Here is a 15,780-nt window from a genome sequence, read left to right as displayed (position 1 = left end):
GTACCCGGTACCCCACGGCAGACGACAGAATGCGTGGACGCGGTGCGTTCACCCGGTAGGGGGGAGTAGGGACGGATGGTGAGGACTGAGGCCCGACCATCGATGCGTGCTGCCCTGGCCAGCGGGGAGTTCCGCACGGTGTGGCTCGCAGAGGCGCAGTCCACCCTTGGTGACCAGCTCACCACCGTCGCGCTGGCGCTGCTGGTCTACCACCGCACCGGCTCCGCGCTGCTGTCCGCCGTCGCATACGCACTGACCTTCCTGCCCGCGCTGGCCGGCGGGCTCGGCCTGGCCCAGCTGGCCGACCGCTACCCGCGCCGGACCATCCTGGTGGCCACCGCCGCGGTGCAGGCGGCGTTCGTCGGGGTGATGGCGGTGCCCGGCATCCCGCTGGTGCTGCTGTGCGTTCTGGTCGTCTGCGCGCGGCTGGCAGGCGCGCCGTCGAACGCGGCGCAGAACGCGCTTACGAGGGAGATATTCACCGACGACGAGCTTTATCTGCGCAGCCAGGACATCCGGGGCATCACCACGAACACGGCGATGCTGCTGGGGCTCGCCGGCGGCGGGTTGCTGGTCACCGCGGCCGGCACGTCGTGGGCGCTGGCCATCGACGCCGCCACGTTCGCGATCAGCGCGCTGGCCTTGCACAGGTGGGTGGTCGCGCGTCCGGCCGCCGACGGCGGTCAGGGCAGCTGGTTCGGCGCGATCCGGTGGGTCGCCGGGCAGCCGAAGCTGCGCATCCTGCTCGGGTTTTCCTGGCTGGTCGGCCTCGCCGTGATCCCCGAGGGGCTCGTGGCACCGCTCGCCAGGGAGATCGGCGCGCCCGACCAGGCGGTGGGCTGGTTGCTCGCGGCGGATCCGCTCGGCTTCGTCGTCGGGGTTTTCCTGTTGTCCCGGTACGTTTCCGCCGAGGCGCGCAAACGTGCGCTCGGTGTGCTGGCGATAGTGCCGACCGCCGTGCTGCTCGTGTTCTCGGTCCGGCCCGGCCTGGTGGTGGCACTGGTGGCCCTCGCGGCCGCGGGCGCGGCCGGGGCCTACATCGTCACGGTGGGCGCCTCGTTCATCACGTGGGTTCCCAACGAACTACGCGGCGGCGCGGGCGGTTTGTACCGCACCGGCTTGCGGGTCGCCCAAGGCGTCGGCGTCGCGATCGGCGGCGTCCTGGCGCAGCTGCTCGGCTCGGCCACCACCGCCATCGTCATCGCGGGCGCGGCGGGTGTGGTGCTCGGAATACCGCTGGCGGTCTCCTGGGCCCGGTTGCAACGGACCTCCAGTGAAACCGCCACAGCGATATGAGTAACGCCGTCGGGCCACCGCCCGATCTTCATCAGAAGTCGCGGTTTGCCACAACCAGTCACCTCCTGTTTTTCCCGACGAAACAAACTCCTACAAACCGACTCGCCGGCTCAGAAGTCACGGTTGGACATGGAGTACACCTCTTCCGCGGTTGCGAAACGAACACGATTCACGGCACAACTATCAGAAGTCACGGTTCGACACAGCGGGCCACCTCCACACACCACGCAAACAAAGCATCAACGACACCCAACTCTCAGAAGTCGCGGTTAGCCAAGGAGAACACCTCCAATCGGTGCTCGCTGTGGAGCAGCGAAGCTTCGGCATGGGCGAGGTCCTCGCGTGCACGTCGCTTCGTATGCGGTGGGATGATACCTGTTGAAGGAAAGTACCCGGCGTCCTTCCGGGCACAGCAAAGTTACCCCGCCGCGACCGGGCTCGTCGAGAGAAGGTGACCCAGTGGGACCGCCCTCCTCCAGGCGGGGATCGCACACGCTTCCCGGCCAATCGGCCACGCCGGAGGTCTCGCACCCGGCGGGCCAGGGCCAAATCCCGGCCGAGGCCCCACACTCGGACACAACCAGTGATTCCTCGGGCACGCGCCGCTCATTTCGGCCGCGAAATTGGGCTTTGTGGCGGCGCCCGAAGGGATTCATCGCATTCCTGATCGTCGCGGAACTGGCGGCCATTGTCTGGTTCGCGGTGGCAATCGCGAACTCACCGGGCCTAACGGTTCTCGATTGGCTACGGTTCGCGATTCTCACCGCCGGCGCGACGGTGCACATCCAACTCACGCGGCGACAGGAAGAGCGTCGACGGAATCGCGTTCGGACAGTCCTGATCGACCTCACCGCGGTGTGGGTGTTCCCCGCCGCGATTATTCTTCCAGTGCCGCTGACCGTACTACTGGTGCTGCTGATTCGCGTGCAGCACTGGTTCGTCGCGCGACGCCCGGCGCACAACTTCGTGTTCTCATCGATCACGCACATGCTCGCCGCGACGGTGGCGCACACCGTCTTCGTGACGTTGGGGGGTCAGCACTGGGAGTCACTGTCCGTCGTGGGCTCGCTGACCGAATTCGGCAAGCTCGTCCTGGTCGGCCTGGTTTACGAAGCGGTCCAGATCCTTTACGTCAGCAGCATTCTGAGCCTGGCGAGCAAGCCGAGCGTGCACAGTGTCCTCGGCAGCAAGGCGGACAACCTGCTCGAAGCGATCACGGTCGGGCTGGGCGCGGTCACCGCGATCCTGCTGGTGGTGCTGCCGCCGACAGTCGCGATCATGGCGGTGGTGACCGTGGTGTTCAACCGGCTCGCGGAGCTCGATCAACTACAGGACGACGTGCGCACCGATCCGAAGACCCAGGTGTACAACATGCGGGGCTGGATGGAGTCGGCGGAACGGGCGCTCAACCGGGCCATGAAGTCCGACGACGGCCTCGGCATCCTGATGATCGACCTCGACTATTTCAAGTGGATCAACGACACCTACGGCCATCCCGCCGGGGACGACGTGCTGCGCAATCTCGCGCAACTGCTCGACGAGGTCACCCGGCCCACCGACGTGGTCGGCCGGTTCGGTGGCGAGGAGTTCCTCGTGCTCCTGCCCGACACCGACCAGGCGACCGCCACCGGAGCCGCCGAGCGTATCCGGTCGGCAGTGGCCGAGCTACGGATCGTCACCACGGACAAACGTGGGGATCAGACCACGGTCGGCGAACGGACGGCTTCGATCGGTGTCGCGGTTTACCCCGCGCACGGCGACTCCCTGGAGAAACTCATGCAGGCGGCCGACGCGGCGGTGTACGAAGCGAAGGAAGGCGGCCGGAACCAGGTGCGGGTGGCAGAGCACCGGTCGGCGAACCATTAGGGTGGCGGACCGACCCCGGGGGTTTCCCCGGTGTTGGAAAGCCGTTGATCCTGCCACTCTGGAGTTCATGATCGACCCAGCCGAGACCCCTCGCCTGCGGCGGCCGCTGTCCACGTCGGCCTGGCTGCTCGCGCTGATCCTCGCACTGGTCGGTTTCGGGTTCGTGGCTTCGCGCGCGGCCACGCCCGCGGACCAGGGCCCGCCCACCGGCGGTGCCGCCGCGGCGCAGCGCGCCATCGAAGCGCTGACCCACCCCGGTCCGCAACCCAGCGCGCTGAGCCTGTTGCCCGCCGACTTCACCCAGGTCACCGGTGTCGTCCCGGGCGCGCTGCAAGCGCGCGACGGCACGACGCGCGCGGTGCACGTCGACGGTGGTTGTTCGACGCCGTGGGGCGACGACAACACCAAGTGGGACTACAGCGTCCCGTGCAAGGCCCACGACCTCGGCTACGACTTGTTGCGCTACGCCGACAAAGTCGGGCATCCGCTCGGCCCGGAGGTCCGCGCCTCGCTCGACGCGCGCCTGTCCGCCGACATGCACAACGCCTGCCGGATCAACCCGATGGATTCGCCGCGGACGTGCAATGTCGTGGCATCGCTGTATTCGGCCGGGTTGAAGGTGAACTCGTGGCACCAGCGCTGGGGTCCGCCGGTCGGCGACCCGATCGGCCCCATGCTGGCCGGGGTCTCCGTCATCGGCTGCCTGCTGGTGTTCCGGCTGCGCGGCTGGTTGCGCATGCGCCGCGCACGGCCGGTCCGCAAGCTCGAAGCCAGGCCGGCACCCGCGCCCGCGTCGCCGTGGGTCACGCTCGGCGTGACGAGTCTGGTGTTGCTGATCTTCGGTGAATCGGTGATCTCGCTGGCCCGCTGGGCCGGCGCGGACGAGTCCGGGCTGTGGCCGTTCACCTGGCTCGCGCAACTGGCGCCGGTGTTCTACTTCGCCGGCGGCCGGGCGAACCGCGCGGGCTGGGAGGCCATCCGGGACGGCGGCGGCGGATATCGCCAGTACCTCTCGCACCGGGCAAGCTGGCTGCTCCGGCCCGCGCTGATCTTCGTGGTGGTCACCCTGGTGGTACCACTGGCATTGGAACTGCTGGGCATTCCGGACAGTACGAACGCGACGATCGTGCGGATCGCGCTGCATCCGTTGTGGCTGCTCGCGGTCTACCTGCTGACGATGGTGGCCGCGCCGGTGATGCTCGCGCTGCACCGGCGCGGCGGGGCCGCGACCACGTTGGGGCTACTCGCTTTCGTCGTGCTCGCGGACCTTTCGGCCGGCTGGCTGGGCACCGAGATTCCGCGCTATCTGGGCGCTTTCGGGCTCGCACTGCTCGCGCAGCAGGTGTCGTTCAGCCGCATCGGCGGCACCCGCAAGCTGATCGGCGGAGCCGTACTCGCCGCCGTGGGGCTGACGTTGCTGGTCACCGTTGGCGGCGTGGATCCGAATCTGCTCGGCACTCCGGGGGCGCCGAGCGCGCTGGCCGCGCCGACGTTGCCGGTGCTGTTCCTCGGTGCGGCGCAACTGTGCCTGCTCGGCTTGTTCGCCGGACCGCTGAACCGGATGACCGCGCGGCCCGTGCTTTCCGGCGTGGTCCGGCTGGCGATGCGCGCTCCGATGAGCCTCTACCTGGGTTTCCTCGCCGCGGTGCTGTTACTGGTCACGCTCGTCTACCTTCCGGTCAACGATGCGCTGGCCTGGCTCGTCGGCCCGCGCACGCTGACGGCGCTGGCGCTGCTCGCGGTACCCGCGCTGATCGTGTTCTGGTGGTTCGAAAGGCATACGGACGGGTATGTCCTGTTCCAGCAACAACGGCCGACGGGCTGGCTGGCACACGCGGCCACCGTCCTCGGCACCGGGTTCGCGACCATCGGGCTGTTCGGCTTCGCGCTGACCCAGTTCGGCGGGGATGCCGGCGGCACGATGCTCGGGCTCCCGCTCGACCCGATCCAGAACCTGATCCAACTGTTGCTCGGGGTGTTCCTGCTGCACACGGTCCGGATCGGGCTGAGCGGCGCCACCAGCACCTGGGTGGTGACGGCGCTGGCCTGCGTGCCGCCACTGCTGGACGTGGCCGACGGCTACGACCGGGACGTGGTGACGGTCGCGTTGCACGGGCTCACGGCGCTGTTCGCCATCGTGGCCGCGGCGAGCACGCTGCGCCCGGCCAGAACGGTGGTGCAGAACACTTAAGCGGGTGTTGTGAACCACATTCATTGATCGATATGCGACGCTACGGCAACCGGGTGACGGGTCGACACGTCCATCGGTCTGGACACCCGTCGGGAAGGAGGCGTTGGCGTGGACAATCCGCCGCGGAACGAACGTGGGCAGCGACGGCCCGTACCGCGGCAGGCACGCCCCACCGACGCCCGCTACGTCGGCCCGGCACGGCGGCCCGCCGCCGGTGACCGGCCGGCGCCCCGGCGCCCCGGCCCCCCGCCGAAGCGCCGCCCGATCGCCCCGCCACCGCCGCCACGACGTCGCAAGTTCGGCGCGAAGATCGTGGTCGCGGTCGTCTCGCTGCTGGTGGTGAGCCTGACCGGCTACGCGTGGGCCGCGATGCAGGGTCTGGTCAACGGCCTGACCACCGCCGACGTGATCAGTGGCGACCAGCCCGCGGACGGCGCCCGCGACATCCTGCTCGTCGGGATGGACAGCCGGACCGACGCGCAGGGCAATCCGCTGCCGGATTCGCTGCTGGCCCAACTGCGGGCCGGTATCTCCGACGGCGAGGAGAACACCGACACCCTGATCATGGTGCACATTCCCAACGACGGCAGCAAAGCCGTCGCGATCTCGCTGCCGCGTGACTCGTATGTGAACATCCCCGGCTACGGCCAGCACAAGATCAACTCCGCGTACGCGCGGGCAAAGGCGGCCGAGCGCAAGAAGCTGCAGGATTCGGGCGACTCGGACGCCAAGGACGTCGAGCTCAAGAGCAGCCAGGCCGGGGCGAAAACGCTGATCGCGACCGTGGAACAGCTCACCGGTTCGGCGATCGACAACTATGCCTCGGTCAACCTGCTCGGATTCTCCGACATCACCAAGGCCATCGGCGGCGTGGACGTCTGCCTGAACGAGGACGTCGACGACAGCTACTCCGGTGCCAAGTTCACCAAGGGCAGGCACACGATCTCCGGGGTGGAGGCGCTGGAGTTCGTCCGGCAGCGGCACGGCCTGCCGCGCGGCGACCTCGACCGGGTGGTGCGGCAGCAGGTCTTCATGGCCGGGATGGCGCAGAAGGTGCTCACGGCCGGGATGCTGACCGACCCCGGCAGGCTTTCGGACCTGACCGCCGCGATCAAGAAGTCGGTGGTGCTCAACCAGGGCTGGGACATCCTGGGCTTCGCCCAGCAGATGAAGGGCCTGACCGGCGGGCAGCTGCAGTTCCAGACCATCCCGGTGGTCAACATGGACTACAACACCCCCGAGGACGGCAGCGCGATCAAGGTCGACCCGAACCAGGTGCACCAGTTCGTGCAGGGCCTGACCGGCGCGCCGAAGCCCGCGGCACCGGCGCCCACGTCCTCGGAAAACGCCGGAACCACGGTGGACGTGCACAACGGGACCGCGAAGGAAGGCCTGGCCGCGACGGTTTCGCAAGCTCTGACCGCCAAGGGTTTCACCGGCGGCGAAACGAAGAACGCGACCGGCCGCACCAGCCGCAGCACGGTCCGCTACCCGTCCGGGGCGAAGGACGCCGCGCAGGCCGTGGCCGACGCGCTGGGCGGGAACCCCACCCTGCAGCAGGACGCGTCGGTTCCCGGCGGGCACGTGGTCGTGGTGGTCGGCTCCGACTACAGCCCGGCCACTTCGGAGAACATCGCGCCCGCCGCAGCCCAGTCCTCGGCGGCCAGCACGACGCAGGCGCCGCCCGACGACACCAAGCCGATCACCGCCGACGGCATCACTTGCGTGAACTGATCATGCTCTTTTCAGTCCAGCCGCATTAGCCCGAACGGCCTAATCCGTCGCTGAACTTCAAACGACTCGGCCGAAGTGGCGTAAGAGCGAGCCCGTCAGCGACTTACATACCCGTGGACACCGCTCGGGTTGGACCGGAAGTACCGGCGCAGGGGTGCGGTACGACCGAGGGTCAAGGCAGGGGACTAGGAGTGCTCATCGACAGTGATGTCTATCAACGGGTCCTGGGGGAGGAACTTCGGAAGCTGCGCCGACGGCGTGGCTGGACGCGCAAAGAGCTGAACCAGCACCTGCAGAGCGACATCTCACTGCAGACGCTGGCGACCTATGAACTGGGCACGCGCCAGTGCTCGGTGGTGCGACTGGTGGAGCTGTGCCTGGCGATGGACGAATTGCCACAGGATCTGCTGGCCAGGGTGCACCGGCGCGTCTTCACCGATGAGCCGGGGAAGGTACGGCTCGACCTGGCGCGGATCGTCGCGGACCACCAGGTCGAACTGCTGCCGTTGCGCAGATGGGCCGACGACCGGATGCGCCAGGCCGCCGGGGCGACCGAGGTGCAGCTCGACCGGCCCGCGCTGGAGCGGATGGCCGAGCTGTGCGGCATCCCCGTCACCGACCTGATGACCAGGCTGCGGACCATGTCCGCGCCGGCGCCGGGCGGCCTGGATCCCGGCGGGGGCGGGTAGGCCCCGCAAAGGCCCCGCCGGCTCAGGCGCTACTTATTGCCTGCGCTGCCGATTAGTTCGAAGTCGGCGGGGCGCAGCTTGCGGGTGTTGAGCCAGTACCGCCAGGTGAAGCCGGGCCACACGGTCCGGTTCACGCCCTTGCTGTCGAGGTACCAGCTCTTGCAACCGCCCTGCGTCCAGACACCCTTGTTCAGCTTGCGCTGGATCTCGTCGTTGAACCGCGCCTGCACATCGGTCCGCGGCACCAGCGCACCCGCGTCGTTCCGCTCGACCAGCTCGATCGCCTCGGCGATGTAGCGGATCTGCGACTCGATCATGAAGACGACCGAGTTGTGCCCGAGCCCGGTGTTCGGCCCGAGCAGGAAGAACAGGTTCGGGAACCCGGCGACCGTGATGCCGAGGTGGGTCTGCATCCCCTCGCCCGCCCACTCCTTGGACAGGTTGCGGCCGCCTTCGCCGATGATGTCCAGGTTGTCGAAGGCATCGGTCACGTGGAAGCCGGTGCCGAAGATGATCGCGTCCACCTCGTGCTCCACGCCGGCGCTGTCCACGATGCTGTGTGCCCTGACCTCGGCCACCCCGTCGGTGACCACGTCCACGTTGTCCCTGGCCAGCGCCGGGTAGTAGTCGTTGGAAATCAGCACCCGCTTGCAGCCCATCACGTAGTCCGGGGTGAGCTTCGCGCGCAGCTCGGGGTCACTGATGCTGCGATCGATGTTGGACTTGGCCAGCAGCTGGCCGATCTTCATCACGCTCGGATGCCCGTTGAAGCCGACCGCCCGGGCTTCGAGCGTCCAATACAGCAGGCTGCGGTAGGCGCGCTGGACGCCGGGAACCTTGTCGAACAGGTTCCGGGACCACTCCGGCATGGCGTGGTCGGGCTTGGGCATGACCCACGGCGGGGTGCGCTGGAACAGTGTCAGCCGCTCGACGTCGGGCGCGATGGCCGGGACGAACTGGATCGCACTGGCACCGGTGCCCACCACCGCGACTCGCTTGCCCCGCAGGTCGTAGTCGTGGTTCCACTGCGCCGAGTGGAACTTCTCGCCCTCGAAGTTCTCGATGCCCTTCAGGTCGGGAATCTGCGGCAGGTGCAGCGCACCCACGCCGTTGACCAGGTGCCTGCCCGCGAACTCGTCGCCGCCCCTCGTGGCGACGTGCCAGCGGTGCTCGTCGGAATCCCAGCGCGCGCCGGTCATCTCCTGGCCGAACCGGATGAACCGGTACAGGTCGTACTTCTTCGCGACCCCGCGCAGGTAGTCCCAGATCTCGGGCTGCGGGGAGAACGAACGCGTCCAGTTCGGGTTCTGCTCGAAGGAGAACGAGTACATGTGCGACTGGATGTCGCAGGCGCATCCGGGATAGGTGTTGTCCCGCCAGGTGCCCCCGACCTCGTGCGCCTTCTCCAGGATCACGAAGTCCTCGCGCCCCTGTTTGCGCAGCTGGATGGCCATGCCAAGGCCGGAGAACCCGGTGCCGACGATGACCACGCCCGTCTCGGTCCGCTCACCCATTACTTCCTCCGCATCGAGCGTCTTAGGTGTTACCGCGAGTCCACCTTACTTGAAGTAGGTTACTTCCGGTAGAGTCAATCACGTGAGCAACACCCCCAACCGCCGGAAGCGCATGCCCCGGGCCGAGCGCGAGCGCCAGATGCTCGACGTCGCGGAGGCGGTGTTCGCCGAGCGGGGGTACGTGGCGGCGTCGATGGACGAGATCGCCGAACGGGTCGGCGTGTCCAAACCGATGCTGTACGAGTACTTCCATTCGAAGGAAGGCCTGTTGCTGGCCTGTATCGCCCAGTCGCGCGCCGAACTGCGCGAGGTGACCGAAGAGGCGGTCGCGGGTGCCACGTCCGCCGAGGAGGCGCTCAGGCGTGGTTTGCGAGCATTTTTCGTGTACATCCGTGAGCGGCGGCAGTCGTGGTCGCTGTTGCGGCACGAGATGGCGCTGATCGGCACCACCGCGTCGGACGAGATCGAGGCGACCCGGCTCCAGCAGACCGATCTGATCGCGAAGCTGATGACGGGATATTTCGACGGAGGGTCCCCCCTGCGGGTGGAAGCGACCGCCGAATTCGTTGTCGGAGCGTGCGAACGACTCGCCATCTGGTGCGAGCGGCACGAAGAAGTGACACCTGATCGGGCTACGGATTTCGCGATGGACGTGCTCTGGACCGGTCTTCGCGAACGCGCTCAGTGACGCTCTTTGCGGCAACCGTGCAGATGCACGTGCATTAGACCAAGTGGTCGTCACGCACAGCACATTTGTGTCGATTGCTTGTCACACAGAGTCGTGTTGGGGTATCGATAGAGGTCGACAAAAAGTTCGGCGAACGGCGGCTCAAGTGCGCCCGATCGGGTTAACCGGATCTGGCGTCACGGAACGGCGGTAATCCGCTCTCAGCAGCGGAACAGCAGCCAGTGGCAGGGGTGTGGAGACAATGGCGGAACCGATCACGGCCATCTATGTCCAGGAGGACGACGACTGGACCGTCACCGTCGCGGGTCAGGACAAGACACTGACCAGTCGCGCGCCGGGCATCATCGCGGCGCGTGACAGCGTCGATCAACTAGTTGACCAACTGGGGGCGGCCGCGAAGGGGGCGACCGTCGTCCATCTGCTCAACGGCAGCGCGCTGGAGTTCACCGCGGCGTACATGACTGCGCGGCTGACCCGGCCGGAATCCGCTCCGCTCGAAGTGCCCGCGCAGGGCTCCGGCAAGCCGGACACGGTCCCCGAGCAGGCGAAGGACGAACCGGCGGGAAAACCGAAGAACAAGGCGGCCAGGAAGGCGAAGCTGACCGCCGACATCGGTGACGCGCTGGAGAGCGCGAAACCTGCGCAGAACCTGCCGGCCGCCACGGGCTCGGTGACCGTGGCCAAGGCCACGGTCCCGTCAGCCCGGAGCTGAGCTCAGCGGAACAGCTTGCGCACCAGCAGCGCGACGATCACCACGCCGGCGCCGATGAGCGGGTACTTCACCTTGGGGTCCTCGAGCTTGGCCAGCACACTGGTCTTGGCGGAGTCGGCCAACTTCTTCGGGTTGGCCTTCTCGCCGAGCTCGTCCAACGTCGACGCCAGTGCCTCGCGGGCCTGTTCGATCTCACGCTCGATGGTGTCGGGGTCGCGGGCCACCAGTCCTCCTCAGCTTGACAGGGCACCACCGTAGATCACGGCCCCGGGCGGGGCGTACCGGCCACGCCGCAAACACGGCGCGGGTGCCGACGCTAGGCTGGCAGATGTCGCGCCCGTAGCCCAATTGGCAGAGGCACACGGTTTAGGTCCGTGCCAGTGAGAGTTCGAGTCTCTCCGGGCGCACCCGTCCGCCCCGGCTCCCGGCGGGGCCGGGGCACGAAGGGGTCACTCCCCCGTCTCCGGCCGCGGGACTCGCGACCTCACATATTCGGTGCGAGGTCAGGAGATCGCTTCCGTGCCGCGGGAGCGGTTTAGGTGGTCCGCGACCGCGGCCACGGTTCAGGCGTTGGGTACCGGCGGCGTTCCGTGCGTGTGGAAGGACTCGATGGTCTTCAAACCCCAAGCCTGACCCTTCGCGCGTTCGGCCTCGGTCCAGGTGATGGTGGGCCAGTCGGGCGCGAGGATCAGGCGGGCGACCGGGTTGCACAGTTCGATCCGGTTGCCGCCGGGTTCGTACACATACAGGAAGAAAGTCTGCTGGATCGCGTGCTTGTGCGGGCCCGTCTCGATGAAGACTTCGTTCTCCAGAAAGATATCCGCGGCCCGCAGGATGTCTTCGCGCGTGTCGGTGGCGAAGGCGATGTGGTGCAGGCGGCCCGTGCTGCCCATCCAGTCGCTTGTGTACACGAGGTCGTAGGACTTGTTCCCGAAGTGCAGCCACTGCGCGCCCAGCCGTCCGGTGTCCAGCCGGATCTGCTCGGTCGCGCGCGCGCCGAGCAGGTCGCGCACGAAATTGCCGTTGGCCTCCACGTCGGCGGCGAGGAAGTTGACGTGGTCGAGCCGGCGTACGCACACACCGCGGCCGGGGTAGGCCTGCGCCTGGTTTTTCAGCGCCGGGCGTAGTTCCTCCGGCGCCTCGTACCATTCGCTTTCCCAGTACAGCTCGAATTCGTGCCCGTCCGGGTCGGTGCACAGGTACGCCGGGCCGATTCCGGCGTCGCCGTCGATCCAGCCGATGCCGCGGCCTGCCTCGTCGATCACCTTGACGCGGCGCTCCAACGCCTCCTGGCTCGACGCGCGCAACGCGGTGCGGCGGATGCCGGAAGTGTTGTGCGCGGTCAGTTTCAGGCTGTGGTGCTCATAGTCGTCCCAGGTGCGCAGGTACACCGAATCCCCGTCGCGCCCGTTTTCGGTCAGGCCCATCACCTCCGTGAAGAACCACAGGCTCTTCTCGGGTTCGGGGGTGAGCAGCTCCACGTGCCCGACATGGGCGACATCGTGTCGCAGGGTCGTCATCGATCCTCCTGGCTACGGGGAAAAACCGTGCCGTCGAACAGCTTCCGCGCGGTGCGCACGACACCGGCGCGGCGCACCTTCGGGCCATCCAGCTCGACCTCGACCTGGAGGTGGCCGGTCGGGTGCTCGATGTCGAGCCGGTTGCCGGACAGCCGCGCGATGTCATGCCCGACAGCGCCTTCCAGCAATGCCGCCGTACCGACGGTCACGGCGCCGAGCACACCGATCGACGTGTGCGGTTCGAGCGGGATGTACGTGCGGGTGCACAGGGTTCCGCCGTCCTGCGGCGGGGCGACGAACGTGGTCTTCGGGATCGACGCACCGTCGACGTCGCCGAGTCCCATCAGTTTCCCGGCCTGCAGCCGCAACGACTGCACGCGTGCCACGAGCGCGGGATCCCTGAGCTCGTCGAGGGTTTCGTAGCCGGTGAGGCCGAAATCCTTCGCCGCCACCACGACCACGGGCATTCCGTTGTCGATGCAGGTGACCTCGACGCCATCGAGCACGTCGCGCAGGTTGCCGGTCGGCAGCAGGCTGCCGCACGAGGACCCTTCGGTGCCGGTGAAATCGAGCGTGATCGGCGCGGCCGTGCCCGGCACCCCGGAGATGGCGGTTTCGCCGTCGTACTTCACGACTCCGCCGGGAGTTTCGAAGGTAGCGGCGGCCACCGAATCCGAGTTGACCTGGTGGATCCGGACCGTCGTGGTTTCCTCGCCTGGCTCGATCAGCCCGCGCTCCACCGCGAACGGGCCGACGCCCGCCAACAGGTTTCCGCAGTTCTGACGGTCGGAGACGGTCGCTTCGCCTACGCCGAGCTGCAGGAAGAGATAGTCCACATCGGACTCTTCTCGAGTCGATCTGGAGACCACGGCCACCTTGCTGGTCAGCGGGTGCGCGCCACCGATGCCGTCGATCTGGCGCGGGTCGGGGCTGCCCATGACACGCAGCAACAGGTCATGCCGCTCGGCCGGGTCCGACGGCAGGTCCTCGGCGAGGAAGTACGCGCCCTTGGACGTTCCGCCGCGCATCAACAGGCAGCGCACGCCGTTCACAGTCCGTACTCCTCCGCCGTCACGTACTCGACGCCGAGCTCGGCCAGCTTCGCGCGAAGCCCGTACCTGTCGAGGCCCAGCTCACCCTCACGGAACGCCGCGCGGGTCGCTTCCTCCTTTTCGAGGCGCACCTGCGATCGCTCCAACCCGCGGTCGACGTCCGCGCGCGGGACCACCATCACGCCGTCGTCGTCGGCGAGGATCGCGTCGCCGGGGCGGATCTGCTGGCCACCAATGCTGACCGGCACGTTCACCGCGCCGGCCGTCGCCTTCACCGTGCCCTGGGCGCTGACCGCGGCGGACCACACGGGAAAGCCCATCGCGTCTAGATCAGTCACGTCACGGACGCCTGCCTCGGTGATGAGCCCGCGTACGCCGCGGACCTGCAGCGCGGTGGCGAACAGTTCGCCGAACATGCCGTCGGTACTGGGGGACGTCGTGGTCACCACGAGCACGTCACCGGGGCGGCACTGTTCGACGGCCGCGTGGATCATCAGGTTGTCGCCCGGCCAGCTGACCACCGTCACCGCGGTACCGCCGATCCGCGAACCCAGGTGCACCGGGCGCAGCCGCGGACCGAGGAAACCCGTGCGCCCCAACGCTTCGTGCACAGTGGCGACCCCGTACTCGGCGAGCTTGTCGACCTTCTCGATGTCGGCCCGCGGCGTATCGGTGACGATCACGTTCCTCATAGCAGCACATCTCCCTACCTCACAGCGCTGCCACGAGATTAGGAGACGCCCGCCAATATTGTCAACAATTTGGTTGACATTTGGTGCTTAGGCAGCGCGGCGTCCGGTGAAGGCCAGCAGCCGCACACCGGCAGAGGCTGTCGGCGGGACCGGCACGGCCGGGCCGAAACGGCCCGGCCGGTCGGCCATGGTGAGGAAGAGCGGCGCGAGTTCCAGCAGTTCCTCGGCCAGCTCGCCGGGCAACGGCCGCGGCAGGCCGCAAGCCTGCGCGACATCCCAGCCGTGCACGGCGATCTCGACCGCGCCGGCGCTGGTGAGAATGCTGGTGGTGAGCTGGTTCCCCCCGATCGACACGGTCTCCGGTCCGTCCGTCCACGCGCCGAGCAGCAGCCGGGCGCGGTCGCGGAGCGCGGTGATCGGGTCTTCGGCCGCGACATCGGGCGCGAACAGCTCGATGCGCCCGATATCGGCGGCTTCGTGCAGGGCGAGCAGGGAATCGTTCATGTGCCCGAGCAGGGTTTCCAGGTTCCAGTCCCGGCAGGGCGTCGGGCGCGCGAGGTGCTCTTGCCGGACGAGATGCAGGCTGCCGAAGGTGTAGTTGACCGCGCGTTCGAGCAGGCCGATCCCGCCGAGGAGCGCCGCCGCGCCGTCTTCGATCATTTCGCGGGCACGCTCTCCGGCAGTCCGAATTTGGCGAACAACCTGGTGTCGAAGAAGCAGGACACGTGCGTGACCCCGTCGGCGGACAGGGTCAGCACCGGCATGTTGAACGGGCGGTAGACGTCGCCGTCGAGCATGTAGAGGCCAAAGCCGGGCTGGCCGTTCGCGTCGATCGGGATGAGGTGCATGTCGCCGGGGCCCTGCGCCGGGCACTGCACGTCAATGAGCCGGGCGATGTTCTCGTTGCCCTGGTACCAGCCGACGAACGGCGGCATCTCCCAGATGGCGTCCTTGGTGAACAGGTCGACCATCGCGTTGATGTCCTTGGCCTCGAACGCGGCCACGAACTTCTCGAGCAGCTCGCGCTGGTCGGCGGCGGTCGGCTCGACCACCTCGTCCTCGTGCGGGGTGACCTGTTCCAGCTGGGCGCGGGCACGCTGGAGGATGCTGTTGACCGCGGTGGTGGTCGTGTTCAGCACCACGGCGACCTCGGCGGCCCGCCACTGCAGGACGTCCCGCAGGATCAGCACGGCACGCTGGCGCGGCGGCAGGTGTTGCAGTGCGGCGATCAGGGCGAGCCGGATGGTCTCGCGGGAAGTGACGATCGTGGCGGGGTCGGCAGGGTCCGCGCCGACCATCGCGTCCGGCACCGGCTCCAGCCAGGGCACCTCGGGCTGTTCGACCAGCTCGTCGCCGGCCTGGGAACCCGGGTTGCCCAGCCCCGTCGGGAGCGGGCGCTTGCCGCGGCTTTCCAGTGCGGTGAGGCAGACCCGGGTGGCGATCCGGTACAGCCAGGTGCGCAGCGAGGAACGACCCTCGAAGCGTTCGTAGGACTTCCACGCCCGGATATAGGTCTCCTGCACCAGGTCCTCGGCGTCATGCACCGAACCGAGCATGCGGTAACAGTGCGCGAGCAGTTCGCGTCTGAAGGGATCGGCTTGACGGAGGAAATCCTCGCCTGCCGGTCTTTCGGTCATCGTCATAGTCATAAAGATTCCCTTCCTCGCGCTACCTGTACAGACCGCAGCGGAACGGGAAAGTCATCGGTCGGTGGACGGCCAGTTTTCGGCGGCCGGGCGACCAGACGGTGACCTGGTGGCGACGCTGGGGTCACTCTGCGCAAGGTCCTCGGCTTCAGCGTTTAGGCGGCAGCGGGCGGCCACGCC

At 67.9% G+C, this 15,780-nt stretch carries 14 protein-coding genes and 1 tRNA gene; 8 read left to right on the top strand and 7 right to left on the bottom strand.

Annotated features, from left to right (window positions below):
- The first annotated feature begins 102 nt into the window (after positions 1 to 102).
- The 5 genes from VHD82_RS32180 (at position 103) to VHD82_RS32160 (ending at position 7,776) form a co-directional block, all read left to right on the top strand.
- Positions 103 to 1,296 (top strand): MFS transporter, encoded by a 1,194-nt coding sequence (locus VHD82_RS32180; RefSeq protein ID WP_325712509.1) that lies wholly within the window; start codon positions 103 to 105, stop codon positions 1,294 to 1,296.
- 630 nt (positions 1,297 to 1,926) lie between these two features.
- Complete coding sequence (locus VHD82_RS32175) at positions 1,927 to 3,162, top strand: GGDEF domain-containing protein (protein ID WP_325712507.1); 1,236 nt, start codon at positions 1,927 to 1,929, stop codon at positions 3,160 to 3,162.
- A gap of 67 nt (positions 3,163 to 3,229) precedes the next feature.
- The gene (locus tag VHD82_RS32170; RefSeq protein WP_325712505.1) at positions 3,230 to 5,353 is read left to right on the top strand and encodes a phospholipase A2; all 2,124 of its coding nucleotides are present in this window, start codon (positions 3,230 to 3,232) and stop codon (positions 5,351 to 5,353) included.
- Between the two features lie 108 nt (positions 5,354 to 5,461).
- A complete protein-coding gene (locus VHD82_RS32165) occupies positions 5,462 to 7,087 on the top strand; it encodes an LCP family protein (protein ID WP_325712503.1) in 1,626 nt (541 codons plus the stop codon).
- Positions 7,088 to 7,278: 191 nt separating this feature from the next.
- The gene (locus VHD82_RS32160; RefSeq protein WP_325712501.1) at positions 7,279 to 7,776 is read left to right on the top strand and encodes a helix-turn-helix domain-containing protein; all 498 of its coding nucleotides are present in this window, start codon (positions 7,279 to 7,281) and stop codon (positions 7,774 to 7,776) included.
- 29 nt (positions 7,777 to 7,805) lie between these two features.
- Here the strand turns inward: VHD82_RS32160 and VHD82_RS32155 are convergent, their stop codons facing one another.
- Positions 7,806 to 9,290 (bottom strand): NAD(P)/FAD-dependent oxidoreductase, encoded by a 1,485-nt coding sequence (locus VHD82_RS32155; RefSeq protein WP_325712499.1) that lies wholly within the window; start codon positions 9,288 to 9,290, stop codon positions 7,806 to 7,808.
- A 139-nt stretch (positions 9,291 to 9,429) separates the two neighbouring features.
- Here VHD82_RS32155 and VHD82_RS32150 point away from each other — a divergent pair, with 139 nt between their 5' ends.
- Together VHD82_RS32150 and VHD82_RS32145 are read left to right on the top strand one after the other, a co-directional pair.
- Positions 9,430 to 9,978: a helix-turn-helix domain-containing protein gene (locus tag VHD82_RS32150; protein WP_325712550.1), complete on the top strand. Its 549-nt coding sequence runs from the start codon at positions 9,430 to 9,432 to the stop codon at positions 9,976 to 9,978.
- Between the two features lie 241 nt (positions 9,979 to 10,219).
- On the top strand, positions 10,220 to 10,690 hold the full coding sequence (locus VHD82_RS32145) for a hypothetical protein (RefSeq protein ID WP_325712497.1): 471 nt from the start codon (positions 10,220 to 10,222) through the stop codon (positions 10,688 to 10,690).
- Positions 10,691 to 10,692: 2 nt separating this feature from the next.
- On the opposite strand, the gene VHD82_RS32140 is transcribed toward VHD82_RS32145, so the two are convergent.
- A complete protein-coding gene (locus VHD82_RS32140; RefSeq protein ID WP_325712495.1) occupies positions 10,693 to 10,914 on the bottom strand; it encodes a DUF3618 domain-containing protein in 222 nt (73 codons plus the stop codon).
- 109 nt (positions 10,915 to 11,023) lie between these two features.
- On the opposite strand from VHD82_RS32140, the gene VHD82_RS32135 reads away from it, so the two are divergent.
- Positions 11,024 to 11,097, top strand: a tRNA-Leu gene (locus VHD82_RS32135).
- 156 nt (positions 11,098 to 11,253) lie between these two features.
- Here the strand turns inward: VHD82_RS32135 and VHD82_RS32130 are convergent.
- The 5 genes from VHD82_RS32130 to VHD82_RS32110 all read right to left on the bottom strand — a co-directional run bounded on the left by VHD82_RS32130 (position 11,254) and on the right by VHD82_RS32110 (position 15,591).
- Positions 11,254 to 12,210: a catechol 2,3-dioxygenase gene (locus VHD82_RS32130; protein WP_325712493.1), complete on the bottom strand. Its 957-nt coding sequence runs from the start codon at positions 12,208 to 12,210 to the stop codon at positions 11,254 to 11,256.
- Positions 12,207 to 13,262 (bottom strand): 4-oxalomesaconate tautomerase, encoded by a 1,056-nt coding sequence (locus VHD82_RS32125; RefSeq protein WP_325712491.1) that lies wholly within the window; start codon positions 13,260 to 13,262, stop codon positions 12,207 to 12,209. Before VHD82_RS32125 ends, VHD82_RS32130 begins: the two co-directional genes overlap by 4 nt.
- A complete protein-coding gene (locus tag VHD82_RS32120) occupies positions 13,259 to 13,954 on the bottom strand; it encodes a 4-carboxy-4-hydroxy-2-oxoadipate aldolase/oxaloacetate decarboxylase (protein WP_325712489.1) in 696 nt (231 codons plus the stop codon). Before VHD82_RS32120 ends, VHD82_RS32125 begins: the two co-directional genes overlap by 4 nt.
- A gap of 87 nt (positions 13,955 to 14,041) precedes the next feature.
- Positions 14,042 to 14,614, bottom strand: a complete 573-nt coding sequence (locus tag VHD82_RS32115) for a TIGR03086 family metal-binding protein (protein WP_325712488.1) — start codon at positions 14,612 to 14,614, stop codon at positions 14,042 to 14,044.
- Entirely contained in the window at positions 14,611 to 15,591 is a 981-nt protein-coding gene (locus VHD82_RS32110) for a sigma-70 family RNA polymerase sigma factor (RefSeq protein WP_325712486.1), read from the bottom strand. Before VHD82_RS32110 ends, VHD82_RS32115 begins: the two co-directional genes overlap by 4 nt.
- Between the last annotated feature and the right edge of the window lie 189 nt (positions 15,592 to 15,780).

It is taken from the genome of Amycolatopsis sp. (assembly GCF_035546795.1).
Lineage (GTDB): Bacteria > Actinomycetota > Actinomycetes > Mycobacteriales > Pseudonocardiaceae > Amycolatopsis_E.
This window is presented reverse-complemented; position numbering and strand designations above follow the sequence as displayed.